This window comes from Pseudomonas sp. RIT-PI-r, assembly GCF_001297015.1.
Classification (GTDB): domain Bacteria; phylum Pseudomonadota; class Gammaproteobacteria; order Pseudomonadales; family Pseudomonadaceae; genus Aquipseudomonas.
The window spans coordinates 594,018-610,040 of record NZ_LIGE01000025.1 but is presented as its reverse complement, the minus strand read 5'-3'; the positions used below and the strand labels follow the sequence as shown (position 1 = coordinate 610,040).

The 16,023-nt window shown below is 58.5% G+C and carries 15 protein-coding genes, 1 tRNA gene and 1 pseudogene; 7 read left to right on the top strand and 10 right to left on the bottom strand.

Annotated elements, in window-relative coordinates; all coding sequences use genetic code 11:
- Window positions 1–39: 39 nt before the first annotated feature.
- The 7 genes from AK821_RS14535 to AK821_RS14505 form a co-directional block, all read right to left on the bottom strand.
- On the bottom strand, window positions 40–555 hold the full coding sequence (locus AK821_RS14535; RefSeq protein ID WP_064390308.1) for a hypothetical protein: 516 nt from the start codon (window positions 553–555) through the stop codon (window positions 40–42).
- A 66-nt stretch (window positions 556–621) separates the two neighbouring features.
- On the bottom strand, window positions 622–933 hold the full coding sequence (locus AK821_RS14530; RefSeq protein ID WP_122854971.1) for a hypothetical protein: 312 nt from the start codon (window positions 931–933) through the stop codon (window positions 622–624).
- Between the two features lie 71 nt (window positions 934–1,004).
- Window positions 1,005–1,535: a glyoxalase superfamily protein gene (locus AK821_RS14525; protein WP_064390306.1), complete on the bottom strand. Its 531-nt coding sequence runs from the start codon at window positions 1,533–1,535 to the stop codon at window positions 1,005–1,007.
- 302 nt (window positions 1,536–1,837) lie between these two features.
- Window positions 1,838–2,176: a hypothetical protein gene (locus AK821_RS14520; RefSeq protein ID WP_064390305.1), complete on the bottom strand. Its 339-nt coding sequence runs from the start codon at window positions 2,174–2,176 to the stop codon at window positions 1,838–1,840.
- Between the two features lie 84 nt (window positions 2,177–2,260).
- The gene (locus AK821_RS14515) at window positions 2,261–2,578 is read right to left on the bottom strand and encodes a DUF6966 domain-containing protein (RefSeq protein WP_064390304.1); all 318 of its coding nucleotides are present in this window, start codon (window positions 2,576–2,578) and stop codon (window positions 2,261–2,263) included.
- A 29-nt stretch (window positions 2,579–2,607) separates the two neighbouring features.
- Window positions 2,608–2,826 (bottom strand): hypothetical protein, encoded by a 219-nt coding sequence (locus AK821_RS14510; protein WP_064390303.1) that lies wholly within the window; start codon window positions 2,824–2,826, stop codon window positions 2,608–2,610.
- A gap of 24 nt (window positions 2,827–2,850) precedes the next feature.
- Window positions 2,851–4,977 (bottom strand): TonB-dependent receptor family protein, encoded by a 2,127-nt coding sequence (locus AK821_RS14505; RefSeq protein ID WP_064390302.1) that lies wholly within the window; start codon window positions 4,975–4,977, stop codon window positions 2,851–2,853.
- Between the two features lie 190 nt (window positions 4,978–5,167).
- On the opposite strand from AK821_RS14505, the gene ppk2 reads away from it, so the two are divergent.
- Together ppk2 and AK821_RS14495 are read left to right on the top strand one after the other, a co-directional pair.
- Window positions 5,168–5,983, top strand: coding sequence for a polyphosphate kinase 2 (gene ppk2 / locus AK821_RS14500; RefSeq protein ID WP_064390301.1), 816 nt, complete (start codon window positions 5,168–5,170; stop codon window positions 5,981–5,983).
- A 263-nt stretch (window positions 5,984–6,246) separates the two neighbouring features.
- Window positions 6,247–6,462: a hypothetical protein gene (locus AK821_RS14495; protein WP_064390300.1), complete on the top strand. Its 216-nt coding sequence runs from the start codon at window positions 6,247–6,249 to the stop codon at window positions 6,460–6,462.
- Between the two features lie 5 nt (window positions 6,463–6,467).
- Here AK821_RS14495 and AK821_RS14490 read toward each other — a convergent pair whose 3' ends face one another.
- Window positions 6,468–9,080 carry a bifunctional diguanylate cyclase/phosphodiesterase gene (locus AK821_RS14490; RefSeq protein WP_064390299.1) on the bottom strand — a complete coding sequence of 871 codons (2,613 nt, stop codon included), beginning with the start codon at window positions 9,078–9,080 and terminating at the stop codon, window positions 6,468–6,470.
- A gap of 221 nt (window positions 9,081–9,301) precedes the next feature.
- Between AK821_RS14490 and AK821_RS14485 the strand changes: the two genes are divergently transcribed.
- Window positions 9,302–11,500: an OsmC domain/YcaO domain-containing protein gene (locus AK821_RS14485; protein WP_064390298.1), complete on the top strand. Its 2,199-nt coding sequence runs from the start codon at window positions 9,302–9,304 to the stop codon at window positions 11,498–11,500.
- A gap of 44 nt (window positions 11,501–11,544) precedes the next feature.
- Here AK821_RS14485 and AK821_RS30295 read toward each other — a convergent pair.
- Window positions 11,545–11,640: pseudogene (locus AK821_RS30295) on the bottom strand (AraC family transcriptional regulator); the annotation flags it as partial.
- Between the two features lie 52 nt (window positions 11,641–11,692).
- On the opposite strand from AK821_RS30295, the gene AK821_RS14480 reads away from it, so the two are divergent.
- On the top strand, window positions 11,693–12,145 hold the full coding sequence (locus AK821_RS14480) for a hypothetical protein (RefSeq protein ID WP_064390297.1): 453 nt from the start codon (window positions 11,693–11,695) through the stop codon (window positions 12,143–12,145).
- Between the two features lie 174 nt (window positions 12,146–12,319).
- Window positions 12,320–12,394: transfer RNA gene (locus tag AK821_RS14475), tRNA-Gln, on the top strand.
- 112 nt (window positions 12,395–12,506) lie between these two features.
- On the opposite strand, the gene AK821_RS14470 is transcribed toward AK821_RS14475, so the two are convergent.
- Complete coding sequence (locus AK821_RS14470; protein ID WP_064390296.1) at window positions 12,507–14,225, bottom strand: hydrogenase maturation protein; 1,719 nt, start codon at window positions 14,223–14,225, stop codon at window positions 12,507–12,509.
- 297 nt (window positions 14,226–14,522) lie between these two features.
- Here AK821_RS14470 and AK821_RS14465 point away from each other — a divergent pair, with 297 nt between their 5' ends.
- Together AK821_RS14465 and AK821_RS14460 are read left to right on the top strand one after the other, a co-directional pair.
- Window positions 14,523–15,029 (top strand): sigma-70 family RNA polymerase sigma factor, encoded by a 507-nt coding sequence (locus AK821_RS14465; protein WP_064390295.1) that lies wholly within the window; start codon window positions 14,523–14,525, stop codon window positions 15,027–15,029.
- Complete coding sequence (locus tag AK821_RS14460) at window positions 15,026–15,982, top strand: FecR domain-containing protein (RefSeq protein WP_064390294.1); 957 nt, start codon at window positions 15,026–15,028, stop codon at window positions 15,980–15,982. The genes AK821_RS14465 and AK821_RS14460 overlap by 4 nt, the downstream gene beginning before the upstream one ends.
- The last annotated feature ends 41 nt before the right edge of the window (window positions 15,983–16,023 follow it).

Here is a 16,023-nt window from a genome sequence, read left to right as displayed (position 1 = left end):
CCTTGTGGCGGACCGGGCAATTCGGTCCGCATTTTACGATCATTGTTCCAAGTCACCGATTGCAAGAACAGCGGGTGCGTATTTGAGGTACCACTGACGTTGGCCAGTGACAAGGTCGCTTGAACTCTTGAGTTGAGTTTCGGGCATGGAGGCGAAACTTTCTTCCCTGTGGTTAATGCGCTGCAGTTGGCCGTTGATAACCTTGTAGAGCGCCCACCCTTTGCTTTCCATGCACAGACGACTGCCTTCATTGATGATTTGCGCTTCGGAGTCGCCCAGTGAACGCCGTACCTGCACACCTTGACCGTTCTTGTTGTAACTGGCGACCTGAAATTGAACGCAGGCATTCAGGCTCTGGCTGAACTGAGCGGATGAAGGTTTATTGTTCTGTGCCTTGAAATAGACGCTGCCATCTTTGAAGTCCATATCCGCCCGATCGGACTCGACACTTTGTGCGGTGCTTGAATAACTGTTGTGTAGTGTCGAGGGGGAAGCACAGCCGTTGAGCAGGCTACCGACCAAGGCAACCATTAACAGCGAAGGGGAAATGCGCATCGAGACATCCATGGAAAATTGTATGAGTGAATCCGTATTGCCAACACGGACTCATGCAATTTGCGATTAACTGGCTTTGGCAATCGCCGCTTTCAAATCAGCAAGTCCAACCACCAAGGGTGTAGGCAGCCCTTGTTTTTCAGCGGCGATGAGCCATTCATCGAGACTGTCTTTAACCCTTTTTGCTGCTTTCAGGAGATCTGGCGCGGCGGTAATCAGCCTGGCATTAGCGTTTGACGCCGTGCCGAAACTGTAACGCCCTTCATGCAAGTCCACGCTGCTCATGGAGCAGATCGAAAGGTTCAAACTGCCAGGACTGCTAACTTCGGCTGTCTCATCCAGAACCCAAGGTCCCGGTGTATGTGTGAATTCGCTCAATAGCCTGCTCCGTGATGCTCAATGGTTCGCGTGATTCAGGGCGGACCGGACAACCGGTCCGCATTTTACGATCAGCTCTGGCAGAAGCGGATGCGGTTGCCGAAGGGGTCGTACACTTCCAGGACCTTGCCCCAGTCCTGTTGCATAACACTCGGACGTCCGTATCCGTAGCGCTTGTTCAATAATTCTTCGCCGAACGATTCGATGTTATGCATCGGCACAAACACCGTCGAGCCTGGACTTGCATCGCCATGATGTTCGGAAAGATGCAGTTGCAGGCCATTGCGGCTGATCCCCAGGTAGAGCGGTAGATCCGCTTCGAACCGGTGCTCGAATTCGACACTGAAACCGAGAAAGTCGAGGTAGAACTCGCGGGCTTTGGTTTCGTCGAAAATTCGCAGGATCGGAATGGCTTTATCGAAGGTGATTGCGGATTCGGGTATTGCCGCAGGCAGCATTGCCGATGCGGTATTCCAGTCCTTGTAACCCAACTGCTGCGCGACTGTTTCCAGTGCGGCGCAATGGGTCATCGCTTGATCGCGCGACTCCAGTGCGGCGCGCAGCCGTTTGGCCATCTGCTTGGCTTGTTCGATTGAAAGCATCGTATCTCCTGTGGTCGAGATATTCTGGTGCTCGCGTTGCCAAACCTCGACTTCAAGAAATGCGCAGGGATTTGGGGAAAAGAAGCAATGCTTTCACCTTTCCTTTCGGAAGCGAGCGGCAGGCAGCATCAGCCTGCGCCGATGATACACAGCGGCCCAACACAACGAAAGCCGCTCCCACGCCCCTGTAGGAGCTGCGGCACGCTGCGATCTTTTGATCTTTGAATGCAAGATCAAAAGATCGCAGCGTGCCGCAGCTCCTGCAAGAGCGTTTGCAAAACCAGGCCGGGACGCGCCTTCACTCACCACAGGCGCGCTTCAGCTTCATCGAATTTATCGGCGACTTTCAAAAATGTATCTGCCCATCCGCTGCTGAGACTGAGCTCTTGAAGCGGTCCGGTAGGAGCGAAAAGCACGGCGATGTGAAGCTTGTCGGGTAGCGCGCCAGCTCTGAGCGAATGAAGCAGCAACTCCAGTTCGGTTTTTGCCGCATCCTCATCCGCCCAAGAAGACCAGCTGAAATCATTGTCAGGAAGCGATACCAACTCGATCGAGGCTTCCAGTACCTGGATCAGTAGTTCACGAGGACTGCTGTGTTGTGGGAGGCCCTGAATCAACTGTTTCGTACTGGTAGTTTTCATAACGCATCCTTGGCTTGGTAGTGCAGATGTTTGAGTGACTTCGCAGTTGGTACTCGGCTTGCGGGGCGCAGCAGCAAGATGCCCTCAAGCCTGGGAGCGTTCGATCTCATGGGCCAGTCCCGCAGCTTTCTCTCGCAACTTGCTGAACTTTTCGTTCAGCTCGACATGGTCTGACTTCCATGAAAGCACCCGACCATCAAAGCGCTGGCCGAGAACGACGTCGTTGAAAGAGCCCATCCCGCCATAGGCCTTCAATAGATACTCGATCCCTGAATAATCAGACTGCAGCAATCGGCTTCGGGCGTTGCGCATCCACAAGCTCCAGTGAGTATCACCATCGCTCTCAAGCAACGTTGCGAGCTGCTCAAGCGTGCCGATCAGCTCTTCTGTTTTCGGTCCCATTGCTGCCTTCGCCAATGAAGTTTTAGCGCTTACTTTATCTGAAACACACTGGAAATGAGCTTCAATGCTTTTTCCCCATCAGCCTCATAAAGTCCGTGCAAATGCGTCTGATCAGAAAGTTGATGCAGGCGGAAATGGTTATAAAACGCTTGCCCAAGCCGCTGACTCTGGAACTTGCCCTGACGCCAAAGACTGAGAAAGTCAGCATAGGCAGCACTCTCGATTTCAAGTCTTAAAGGTTTGTCCATTCAAGCCACCGTCTCGAAAAAGTGTCAGAGCAAACTCCACGAAACCCCGACATAAACCCCCATCCCTTCACCCGGCGTTGAACGCGCGGCATCCAGTCCTTTGTCGTCATAACCCGGCGTAACTGTCGCCGCGTAGTGCTTGTTGGTCAAATTGCGCATGTCCAGCCAACCTTGCCAGTCGCCCTTCGGCGCGTTGTAGCCGAGGGTAGCGCCGAACAATGCGTAAGGGTCGGCGTAATAACTGTCTGCGTAATCCACGGCAACTTTGGAAACCAGTTGGGTATTTACCGCGGCGAAGAAACCTTGCGGCCAGTCATAGCGCAATTCACCCTGGTAGTAGTGCATCGGCAAGCCCGGCAAGCGGTTGTCACCGAAGCGATCATCGTCGCGATAGTGGAAATCGCTGAAGGTGTAGGCCTGACGCAGGCTCAACTGGCGGCCATCGGCAGCCGACCAGAGTTTGCTGTTGAGGCTGGCTTCAATACCTTGGTGCACAGTCGGGCTGGCGTTCAACTCATAAGGCGTGACGGCATTGGCATCCGGCAGCACCGAGAGCAGCTCATGCCGCACTTGCGCGTAGTACCACGCCAGGCTCCATTCGCCAACGGCACTGTCGCCGCGCCCACCCAGTTCCAGCGTGGTCGCTGTCTGGTTTTGCAGTTTGACCGGATCCTTTTGCGTGCCGGTTGCCGCGCCGTTGCCGGCCGGGAAGCGCACGTTGGAGCTGTAGATCAGCGACCACGGGTGCGGTGCTTCGACCGAGCGGCTAAGGTTGCCGAACACTTGCAGGTCGGGGTTGATCTGGTAGCGCAGACCGATACGCGGGGCATAGTCCCAGTCGTTCATGCTGGTTTTGCCGCCGCTCTGCGGGTAGGTCACGTCACTTTCTCGACGGGTGTAGATGGCGGCAAGCCCGGTGGTCAGCCAGAGGTCGTCGGCGAGTTCCAGGTCATTGCCCAAGTGCAGAACGGTGTCCGAACCCTGATACGTGAAGTCGCGCATTTTTGTGCCCGACGCATAACCGGCGGTGTTGCCGGACGGAACTCGCACGAATTCGCTGGCGCCGTCATTGGGCAAATGTTTGGTCACGCGCAAGCCGAGATTGCTGCGGCTTTCCATGCCGAAAATCGTGTCGCGGCGTTTGTAGTCAAAGGTACCGCTGACGTCGGTGTAGGCGACTTTCAGGCGGTTCGGGCCTTCGCGCAGGTCCATCGGGTAATCGTGATAGACCAGGCCGGTCTGGATGCTCGAGTCATCGTCGATGTACCAGGTGGTTTTGTTGCCGATGAACGTGCTGCCCGGTTGCTTGCGGCTGTCGTCGCGCGCCACATAGGACGGATTCGCCGCTCGCGACGAGTGTTCGATAGAGTGCTTGGTCACGCGGCCGGCGAGGTCGTTGTCGGTTTCGCGGTAGCGGATGTAGAAGCGCGTTTCCAGGTTCGGGTTGAAGCGATAGCCGAAGTTGGCGATCACGCCTTTGCTTTCGCTGGCGGTGTGATCCTGATAACCGTCGGCGTTGGCGTCGGTCAGCGACACGTAATAGTCGAAGTCGCCCAGTACTTGTCCCGAACTGACCTGACGCTGCTGATAACCATGGCTGCCGGTGGCGTAACGCACTTGCAGTTTCGGCGCGTTGTAACCGGTGTGGCTGACGTAATCGATGGCGCCGCCGAGTGCCAGCGAGCCGCGATCAAAGCCATTGGCGCCGCGCAACACTTCAACGTGATCGACCCACAGTGGTTCGAGCAATTCATAGGGTGTGCCGCCGGGGCCAGTCAACGGCAGGCCATCGAGCATGGTGAACAGCCCCGAGGCATGGGCGCCCGGTGCGCGGTTGATGCCCGAACCACGTACCGAAATCTTCACCCCTTCGTTGCCCGCCGACTGCGCATAAACCCCAGGTTGATACGCCAGCACATCCTGATTGCTCGCCACGCGGCCCTGCAATGGCTGGCGCATGTCGACGACGTTGGTGCCGCCGGGCACCTGTTCGAGTCGGGTTTTGGCTTCTTCGACGCTCGCGTCTGAACCGCTTTGCTCGTCGGCCGAAATCAGCACTTGCCCCAGTTCCAGGCCTTGAGTCTCGGCCATTGCCGGGCAGGCGAGGGCCAGGCCCAGCAGGGCGGTGGGCAGGGATTTGGACGCGGGCATCGAAAAAACTCCAGGCAGACAAGGGCAAGGCAATGAACAGTGCGACGCAATAAAGAACGAAGGAAACACATGGCAATTTTGCTTTTTGCCGGGTCATGGCAAACGGCACGTCATGAACTAACCTCACGTGTCTGGTTTGTCCCGTCAATCAACACTCTGTTTCTGCATTTATTGGAGAGAGGCCAAGGTCATGGCAAAAGGCAAAAAGAAGGTCGCCACGGCGCCTGAAAGTCCGAAGCTGAAAAACAAGGATTACCTCGAGCATTTGCGCAAACTGCACGTCGAACTGGTCAAGTTGCAGGAATGGGTGATTGCCAAGGGCGTTAAGGTTTGCATCGTTTTCGAAGGCCGCGACGGCGCTGGCAAGGGCGGGACCATCAAGGCATTGACCGAGCGCGTCAGCCCGCGTGTCTTTCGCGTGGTGGCGTTGCCGGCGCCGACCGATCGCGAGAAAAGCCAGATGCATGTGCAGCGCTATCTGCCTTATCTGCCGGCGGCAGGTGAAGTGGTGATCTTCGATCGCAGTTGGTACAACCGCGCCGGTGTCGAGCGGGTGATGGGCTTCTGCACCGACGAACAGGCTGACAAATTCCTCAAATCGATTCCGTGGGTCGAGCACGCCATCGTTCAATCGGGAGTGATCCTGCTCAAGTACTGGCTGGAAGTCAGCCCCGAAGAGCAGACCCGCCGGCTTGAGGCGCGCATCAACGACGGACGCAAAACGTGGAAACTGACGCCGATGGACCTTAAGTCCTACAGCCGCTGGTACGACTACTCACGGGCGCGGGACGAAATGTTCAAGCATTCCGACACCGAACACGCGCCGTGGCTGGTGGCCGATTCCAACGACAAGCGCCGCGCCCGGTTGAACATCATTACCGATGTGCTCAGCCGCATTCCTTATGAAGATGTGAAACGCGACAAGGTCGAATTGCCGAAACGGCAGAAGCCGGGCAAGTACCGCGATCCGGATTATCCGTATAAACGCGTAGCGGCAAAGTTCTGACGAATTGCGCCAGACACAGTGGGGGGCTGGCCAGCAAAAAACCTGTAGGAGTGAGCCTGCTCGCGATAGCGGTGTGTCAGCCAATACATCCGTCACAGACAATCCGCTATCGCGGGCAGGCTCACTCCTACAGAGGCGGTGGTGTATCCATCATTGCTGATCGGCGAAGCCCTTTGGAAACAAGTAGTCCATCCGTCGACTGCGCTGAACCATCGCGATCTCGTTTCTTTCTACCCGTGGAGCCCTTCACGAGATCATCCCTGATGTTCGATCAGCGCAAACAAGACAAATTGGCGGCATGGCGAAAACTGGCGACGCAAGCGCAGATGCGTCTGGACCCGGAACAACAGTACGACGAACTGCTCAAGGCCGCCGATGAAATGGAAGAGCAAGGTCTGATCACCAGCGCCGAGTGGCGGCAGTTGGTGCGTGATGCGGGCAATGTGTTTACCGCCGAATTGGGTCGATCACCCAGCTAAAACGCTCAGGTTACCCGACCCTTTTTTGATTTCAGCTGTACACCTCTGGAGTCCTGCAACAGCCGAGCAAACGCGACTTTGTCGATCGGCCGACTCATGAAGTAACCCTGCACCTCATTGCATTGATCGACTCCGAGAATATCCAATTGCTCTTCGGTCTCGACGCCTTCGGCCGTCACGGTCAGGCCCATGGCTTTGCCCAGGCCGATGATCGCCTGCACCACCGCGCGATCATTGGTGCCGCTGCTGATCGAGGCAATGAAGCGCTTGTCGATCTTGATCCCGTCAAAAGGATAAGCGCGCAGGTAACCGAGGGACGAGTAGCCGGTGCCGAAGTCGTCCATGTTCAGGCGCACGCCGAGTTCTTTCAGGGCATTCATGGTGGTCAGGGCGCCGTCGGTGTCGTTGAGCATCACGTTTTCGGTGATCTCCAGTTCCAGGCGACTGGCCGGGAAACGGGTTTGCACCAGCACTTCGCGAACATCCTCGACCACATCGCTGACCGCAAACTGCGCGGGCGACAGATTGACCGAGAGCAGAATGTCTTCCGGCCAGCCCAGCGCGGTTTCGCAGGCCTCGCGCAGCACCCAGCGGCCGAGCGGGACAATCAGATCGGTCTGCTCCGCCAGCGGGATGAACAGGTCCGGGCCGAGCAATCCCTTGGTGGGATGCTGCCAGCGCACCAGCGCTTCGACCGAAACGATGTGCTTGCCATCGATCTTGTAGCGCGGCTGATAGTGCAGGATGAATTCGTTGTGTTTGAGCGCATGGCGCAGGTCGTCTTCCATCTGCCGGCGGGTCTGGATCTGATCGCTCATGTGCGCTTCGAAATAGCACCAGGTGTTCTTGCCCTCGGACTTCGCTTGATAGAGGGCGATGTCGGCGTAACGGATCAGGTCGCTGGGCACGTAACCGTGGCGCCGGCTGAGGGCGATGCCGATGCTGGCGCCGATGTGCAGCGGATGGTGTTCGAAGACCACCGGTTGATGCAGGCTGCCGATCAGGCGGGTGCAGAATTTGTCGATTTCGTGCGGGCTGTCCATGCCGTTGAGCACCACGATGAATTCGTCGCCGCCCAGTCGCGCGACGATGTCGTGTTCGCGGGTGCACTCACGCAGGCGCACGGCGACTTCCTGCAGCACGGCGTCACCGGCCGGGTGGCCGAGCGAATCGTTGATCGGTTTGAAGTTATCGAGGTCGATCATCAACAGCGACAATGGCGGCGCGTGCTCCTTGAGCAGCAGCGCTTCATCCAGATAACGCGCGAGTTTGTTGCGATTGGGCAGGCCGGTGAGGGCGTCGTGCATCGACAGATGCTGGATCTGCGCATGGGCGGCGACTTCGTCGGTGATGTCGCTGGCGGTGCCGCGATAGCCAATGACCGCGTGCTTGTCGAAGATCGGCCGCGCGGACAGCCGACAGTGGCGCTGCTGGCCGGAGTGGTCACGGTAGGTGCAACGCAAGTCACTGGCGCTGTTCTCCTCGGTGAGGTTTCTCAGCCACAGTTCCAGTGGCGTGGTGTCACAACTCAACAGGTGGCCGATGTCTTGCCCCAACCACAGGGTTTGCGGGTAACCGGTCACTTCGCTGAAGCGCGCCGACAGGTACGTCAGCGCGAGGGCGCGATCGACCTCCCAGATCCAGTCGGACGCGGCTTCGGCCACGGCGCGAAAGCGTTCCTCGCTGGCTTCCAGCTCGCGGTTGGCGTTTTCCAGTGCTTGATTGGAAGTTTGCATGACGGCAAAACTCTGGTCGACGTACTGCGATGATCGCAAGGCGTGACGGAAGAAGTACGCGGTCAGCAGCATCAGCACCACAATCGTCGCGCCGAGTGGCGGCAGCAATGACCACAATAAATGTTGCCCGGGCCGTTCCAGATCAGCGATCAGGCTATAACCGGTGCTGTCCAGCGGCACCCGAGGGCGCTGCGGGTCGATGGTCTCGTCCGGCGCCAGGGTCAGGTTGTTCAAGCCGTAACCGCTGCCAATCAGACGCAACTTGGTTGGGGTGAGTTTGTCGACGAACACCAGCACCGATGAGGTCTGAGGGTCGCCAAGGGGCCGCTCATCGTTGGGAATGATCGCCGCCGCCGACACCAGCGCCGGCCAGCCTTCGAACAGTGAATAGCGGCTGACCGGTTTGGTCAGATCACCTTGGCCCAACACTTGATCGAGTAACTCCGTGGCGCTCACCTGAACGAACGCGGGCAGCTCGGCATCGACCATTTGCCCGCGCACCACCGCGTAACGGGTGCCTTCGCGGTTCAGCACGAACACGCCGTCATAGCCGTCACTGGTGAACAGGGTTTTGCCGAGGTTCTGCTCGGTGTAGGCCCAATCGGTGTCGACCTGACCGCTCAAATGCTCGTAGGCGGTGGTCCAGTAGGCGTAGCTGGTGATGTAGTTTTTCGAGGCAGTGATACGGTTTTCCAGCGCGCGAGCCGAGTAAAAGCGGGTTTTGTTGATCTCTTCGCTGTCCAGGCGCTCGGCGATACCCAGCAAAGCGACCGCCGCCGCAATCACGCCACTGACGAACAGCGCTCCGACCGCGAAGGCCAGGCGGCGAGTGACGGCGCTCTGGCGCGGTGGAAGCGGGGCTGCATAACTGGAAATGTCCATGTGCTCGTCCTTGATCCGCTGTCTTCTGAATCTAGAACCCTGGCACGGGCGCAATGTTCAGATTCTTCTGGGCGACTGCACTGAAAGCGTAGTGAAACCCGCGCGAATTGCCTCCCCAAGTGCAGGACGCCGATCAGCGGCCAATCCCGAAAGGGCAAGACTTCCCGCGCAAAAACCGGATAATGGCGGCCATTCGTTTAGCCGTATTCTGGTAATCCCGCATGGAAATCAAGGTCAACTTTCTCGACAACCTTCGACTTGAAGCCAAGTTCGACGACTTCACGGTGATCGCCGATCAGCCCATCCGCTACAAGGGCGATGGTTCGGCACCGGGGCCGTTCGACTACTTTCTGGCGTCGTCGGCGTTGTGTGCGGCTTACTTTGTGAAGTTGTACTGCGACACGCGCAACATCCCCACGGAAAATATTCGCCTGTCGCAGAACAACATCGTCGACCCGGAAAACCGCTACAACCAGATCTTCAAGATTCAGGTGGAATTGCCGGCGGACATTTCCGAGAAAGATCGTTTGGGCATCCTGCGCTCGATCGATCGCTGCACGGTAAAGAAGGTCGTGCAGACCGGCCCTGAGTTCATCATCGAAGAAGTCGACAACCTCGACGCCGATGCGCAGGCGCTGTTGATGCCGGTTGTCGGTTCGGACGCTGGTACTTTCATTGCCGGCAAGGATCTGCCGCTGGAGCAGACCATCGCCAACATGTCGGGGATTCTGGCTGACCTGGGCATGAAGATTGAAATTGCCTCGTGGCGCAACATCGTGCCCAACGTCTGGTCGCTGCACATTCGCGATGCGCATTCGCCGATGTGCTTCACCAACGGCAAGGGCGCGACCAAAGAAGGCGCGCTGGCCTCGGCACTGGGCGAATTCATCGAGCGCCTGAACTGCAACTTCTTCTACAACGATCAGTTCTGGGGCGAAGAGATCGCCAACGCCGAGTTCGTGCATTACCCGGACGAGCAATGGTTCAAGCCTGGCCCGAAAGATGAGTTGCCGACGGAAATCCTCGACGAGTACACCCAGAAGATTTACAACCGCGATGGCGAGCTACGCGGCTCGAACCTGTTCGACACCAACTCCGGCAACACTCAGCGCGGCATTTGCTCGCTGCCGTTCGTGCGCCAGTCGGACAATCAAGTGGTGTACTTCCCGTCCAACCTGATCGAAAACCTCTACCTGAGCAACGGCATGAGCGCTGGCAACACCCTCGCCGAAGCGCAGGTGCAGTGTCTGTCGGAGATCTTCGAGCGCGCGGTCAAACGCGAAATCCTCGAAGGCGAAATGGCTTTGCCGGACGTGCCGCAAGCAGTGCTGGAGAAGTACCCGAGCATCCTCGCCGGCATCAAAGGCCTGGAAGAGCAGGGCTTCCCGGTGCTGGTCAAGGATGCATCGCTGGGCGGTGAATTCCCGGTGATGTGCGTGACCCTGATGAATCCGCGCACTGGCGGCGTGTTCGCCTCGTTCGGCGCGCACCCGAGCCTGGAAGTGGCGCTGGAACGCAGCCTCACTGAATTGCTCCAGGGCCGCAGTTTCGAAGGCCTGAATGACTTGCCGCAGCCGACCTTCTCCGGTCAGGCGGTTACCGAGCCGAACAACTTCGTCGAGCACTTCATCGATTCCAGCGGTGTGGTGTCGTGGCGTTTCTTCAGTGACAAACCTGATTTCGAATTCGTCGAGTGGGACTTCTCGGGCCAGGGTGAAAACTCCAACGCCGAAGAAGCCGCGACGTTGTTCGGCATCCTCGAAGACATGGGCAAGGAAGTCTACATGGCGGTCTACGAGCACATCGGTGCCAAGGCCTGCCGGATTCTGGTGCCGGATTACTCGGAGATCTACCCGGTCGAAGACCTGATCTGGGACAACACCAACAAAGCCCTGCAATTCCGTGCCGATATCCTCAACCTGCACAACCTGAGCAAGGTCGGCCTGCGCAATCTTGCCCAAGGCCTGGAAAACAGCGAGCAGGACGATTACACCGAGATCACCACGCTGATCGGCATCGAGTTCGATGACAACACGCCGTGGGGCAAGCTGACCATTCTGGAACTGCGCCTGCTGATCTGCCTCGCCTTGCAGAAGTACGATCAGGCCAAAGACCTCGTCGAAGCCTTCCTGCAATACAACGACAACACCGTCGAGCGCGGCTTGTTCTATCAAGCGGTCAACGTGGTGCTGGAGATGGAACTGGACGAGGATCTGCAACTGGAAGACTACGAAGCCAACTTCCGCCGCATGTTCGGCAACGAGCGCATGGACGCGGCGATTGGTTCGGTCAATGGCAGCGTGCGCTTCTACGGCCTGACGCCGACCAGCCTGAAGCTGGAAGGTCTGGATCGGCATCTGCGCCTGATCGAGAGTTACAAGAAGCTGCACACGGCGCGGGCCAGTTTTACCGCCCGGTAAATGAAAACCCGTGGTGAGGAATGCCTTCACCACGGGTTTTGCGTTCACTGCAACGGCACGTAGATGTCCGTTTGCCATTGCTCTTGAAGCGTCTCGGGATAGCCGCTCTGGTAACAGAAAAACAGCGGCTGATCTCTGAGTGCGCTGGGTTTGCAGTGCATGGAATAACCCTTAGGTCATGGAGATCCCTGAATGCCTGAAAAAATCGTCAAATCCAAACTGGTCAACTTTCTGGTGGCCGACGTTGAAGTGAATTACGAAGAGGTCGGCAATTTCTACGACAGCGTCGGCGCCGGCAATGTGAACGTGCTGGCCGGGGTGATGCAATCGTTCCAGCAAGCCTATGGTGGCCTGTGGGTCGGCGGCAGAATGCGATTGACCAAAACCGCACTGCACCTCAACGCCAACGCCATGAACCGCTTGGTGCAGGACGGCACGCTGGACATCGAGATTCCGATCGGAATGATCAAGGGCGTGTGCATCGACGGCGGTTTCATCACTCGGATCATCCGCCTGGATACCGATGCCGGGTGCGTGATGTTTCGTTGTTTTGGCGCGAGGGAAGTGGTTGCGCTGATCGAAAAGATGATCGTGCCGCGTGTTTCGTTGGCGGTGCTCAAGCGGGGAATGCATCGAAATCAGTGACAGATTTGGGAACCTCCTGGCGGGCGAAATGGCCCCAAGAGCGCCTTCTAGCCCCTGAAAAATAATAACTGGCTGTTTTAAAACAAATTTTTTTCATTTTTTGCTTCACAGATGCAACGAATGTTGGTAAATTGCCGCGCATTCGCACACAGACAGTTACACGGTGTGAGATACAGGGGCGTCGCCAAGCGGTAAGGCAGCAGGTTTTGATCCTGCCATGCGTTGGTTCGAATCCAGCCGCCCCTGCCATATTCAAGAAAACGCCAGTTCGCGAGAACTGGCGTTTTTTTATGCCTGCGATGTGTTAAATGCTGGATCTGCCGAGGCCATCGCGAGCCGATCCAGCCCATTCACCGTCGATTCAACCTGCCAACTCGACTTCCTGCCCCCGCGCCCAATCCGCCACCAGCCGCGCCGGTGTCCCGCACACCTTGCGCTTGTAGACGAAGTGGCGGCATTTCTCGGCAAACCCGCTGCGGTTGTAGAGCATGTCTTCCTGCATTTCTTGCAGCTCGCTGTCGCGGCATTGCTCAATCAGCGCTTGATCAATGCGCGACTTGCGCTCGCGCACGGCGGCGTAGGTCGGATCGCTAAGCACGGCATTGGCGCGTTGCAGCAGCCACAGGGCAAACTCATCCGGGCAGCGCGGGCCGACTTCCTGAACCATGCCCAATTGCAGCGCCTGATGGGCGCTGACCGGCAGGCACGCCTGGGTCAATTGCTCGGCCATTGCCGGTCCGACTGCGCGGGGCAGGCTGTACGTCCAGTATTCCGAGCCATACAAACCCATGCTCTTGTAGTGCGGGTTGAGCACGATGTCGGCCCGGGCGAAGACAATATCGGCCGCCAACGCCAGCATCACTCCGCCAGCGCCAGCATTACCGGTCACGCCGCTGACCACCAGTTGCCGCGCACTCAACAGCTCTGCGCAGACATCATCGATCGCCTGAATATTCGCCCAGGCCTCGGCGCCGGGATCTTGCGCCGCCTGAATCACATTCAGATGCACGCCATTGGAAAAGCTGCCACGCCCGCCCTTGATCAGTAGCACACGCGTGTCGCGCGACTTGGCCCAACGCAACGCTTCGACCATGCGCTGGCACTGCTCGGTGCTCATCGCGCCGTTGTAGAACTCGAAGGTCAGCTCGCCGACATGCCCCGACTCACGATAGCGCAGCGGTTGATACGCCTCGTCGCTGAACGGCTGGCTGGCGATCGACCAGTCCAGTCTCGGCACATCGGCCAATTGCCCGGCGAGCACATGCCGCGCCGGTTGCTTAAAGGTTTCTTCGCCCGGTTGTGGTTTGCACCGTAGCGAACCGAGCCACACGCTGTGATCGCCTGCCGCCACCAGTACCGCATCGTCGTGCACAGCGAGAATCTCGCCGGGCAGGCCGCTGCGCGTATCCAGATGTGCGTCGTACACGTAATACTGGCCGCCGGCGAGGCTTGCCAACACCCCCGGCTGGCCATCGGCAGCATCAATGCTGCGTTTGATGAAGCGGGCGCAGTCGTGCCAGCTGAAGCTGCGATCCACCTGTTTCATGTTCGGTTGCAGGCGGCCGCGGACGGTCGGATTAGCGTAATCCAGCGGCACCGGCACAAAGCCGTCGACGAATTTCTCCACCACCTCGCGAATGCAACGAATCGCCGCATCGCTGACCCGACCGTTGTACAGCTCGGATTTGCGCAGCCCCGACGGCAGATTGAATTCGCACGTCGCCCAGACCGGGCCAGCGTCCATTTCCTCCACCGCTTGCAGGGCGGTGACGCCCCAGCGTGACAGTTCGTTGCTGATCGCCCAGTCCAGCGCGCTGGCACCACGATCGCCGACGATGCCTGGATGAATGATCACCACCGGACGTTGCGTGTTGCGCCATAACGCTTGCGGTACGCGATCCTTGAGGAACGGGCAGATCACCAGGTCCGCACCGCTGTGTTCAATCTGTTCGCATACCGCGGTTTCGTCGGTGAACAGGACGACGCTGGGCGAGTGCCCGGCCTGACGCAATTCCAGCCAGGCGCGTTGCGTCAGGCCGTTGAACGCCGACGACAGCAGGATGATGTTGAGTGGTCGCATGAATGTTCTTCCTTGAATGGGATCAGCCGCGGGCTCCCGGTGAGCCGTCCTTGGCCTTCGATGGAGCCGGAAGATTAATCAGTGTCCAGGCGTGCACTCGTGACCAGGGTCAACATTGTGTTGGCCAGCATTTCTGCGGTGATGAAAGGTGTTATGCAAAATAGTTTGTTTGTGATGATTTTTTATTCCTTCAAATGTTTTCGACACTATTGCACAGTCGCGCCTGATCAGAGCCGGACGATCCCGGCAGAACGATGATTTTTCGCGGCGGGTGGACCCCGTTTCAGGGAGCAAGGCATGGGTGGGCATAACCCGCATTACCAGATCATTGGGCAAATGTTCCAAAAGGACTATCGCTGGCTGTGCGCGGCTGTCGGCCGCACGTTGGGTTGCCCGCACGGTGCGCAGGACATTGCATCGGAAACGTTTCTGCGGGTTCTGGCGCTGCCTGATCCAACGGCCATTCTTGAGCCGCGCGCACTGTTGACCACCATTGCCCGGCGCTTGGTCTATGAAGGCTGGCGTCGCCAGGATCTTGAACGTGCCTATCTGGAAAGTCTGGCACTGGCGCCGCAACCGGTGCATCCATCGCCAGAAGAACGCGCGCTGGTGATCGAGGCGTTGCTGGCGGTGGATCGCCTGCTTAACGGTCTGTCGGCCAAAGCCAAAGCGGCGTTTCTCTATCACCAGCTCGACGGTTTGACTTACAGCGAGATCGGCCAGCGCCTCGGCGTGTCGACCAGTCGCGTGCAGCAATACATGGTTGAAGCGTTCAAGCGTTGCTATCAGGCGATGCAGGCATGAGGCCCGACGAAACGCTGGTCGATGAGGCGGCGCAATGGATGGCGTTGTTGCAGTCGGGCGACGTCAGCCTCGGCGAGCGGGCGGCGTTCGATGCCTGGCGCGCGGCCGATCCACGGCATCAGCAGATCATCGAGCAAATGGGCGGTGGATTGAAACTGTTGCGCAATCCGAGCCTGAGTGGATTGCCACGCAACAGTCTGCTGCACAGTCTGAATGCGCCGTCGAGTCGTCGGCGTTTTATCAGCGGCAGTTTGAGCGTGCTCGGTGTTGCCGTGTTGGCCGGTTTGCTCGGTCGGCGTTACGGCTGGCTGCCCGAAGCGGGTGAACTGTCGACCGGCACCGGAGAGCGGCGCGATTTCACCCTGCAGGATGGCAGCGCGTTGACCCTCAATGCGCGCAGCCGGGTGGTGCCTTTGTTCGACAGCACTCAGCGGTTGCTGGCACTGCGCAGTGGTGAGTTGCTGGTCGACGTCGCCAAGGATCCGTCGCGACCGTTTGTGGTCGAGACCGAACACGGTCGCATGCGCGCGTTGGGGACGAAGTTTCTGGTGCAGCAGGGCGACGATTCCACGCGTCTGGTGATGCTCCATTCGCAGGTCGAAGTGCTCACGGCGGGTGGCGCGCGGCAGGTGGTCGGGGCGGGTGAGAGTCTGACTTTCAACGCGGCTGGCGTGCTGTCCATGGAGCGCAGCAGAGGCTACGAAGGCGCCTGGACGCAAGGTCGGCTGGAGGTACGCGACCGTCCGCTCAGTGAAGTCATCGACAGCCTGCGTCGCTATCGGCGGGGCATTTTGCATGTCAGTCCAGAGGTCGCCGATCTGCGCCTGAGCGGTCTCTATCCGCTGGATGACAGTGACCGCACGTTGCAATTGCTCGAACGTTCGCTGCCGATCCGCGTGACCTGGCACAACCCCTATTGGGTCTCCATCGCCCCCCGCGCCAACCCCCTGTAAGCAGCTTTCAAGATCTGCGGCAGCGCGGTGCGTTCTATTCG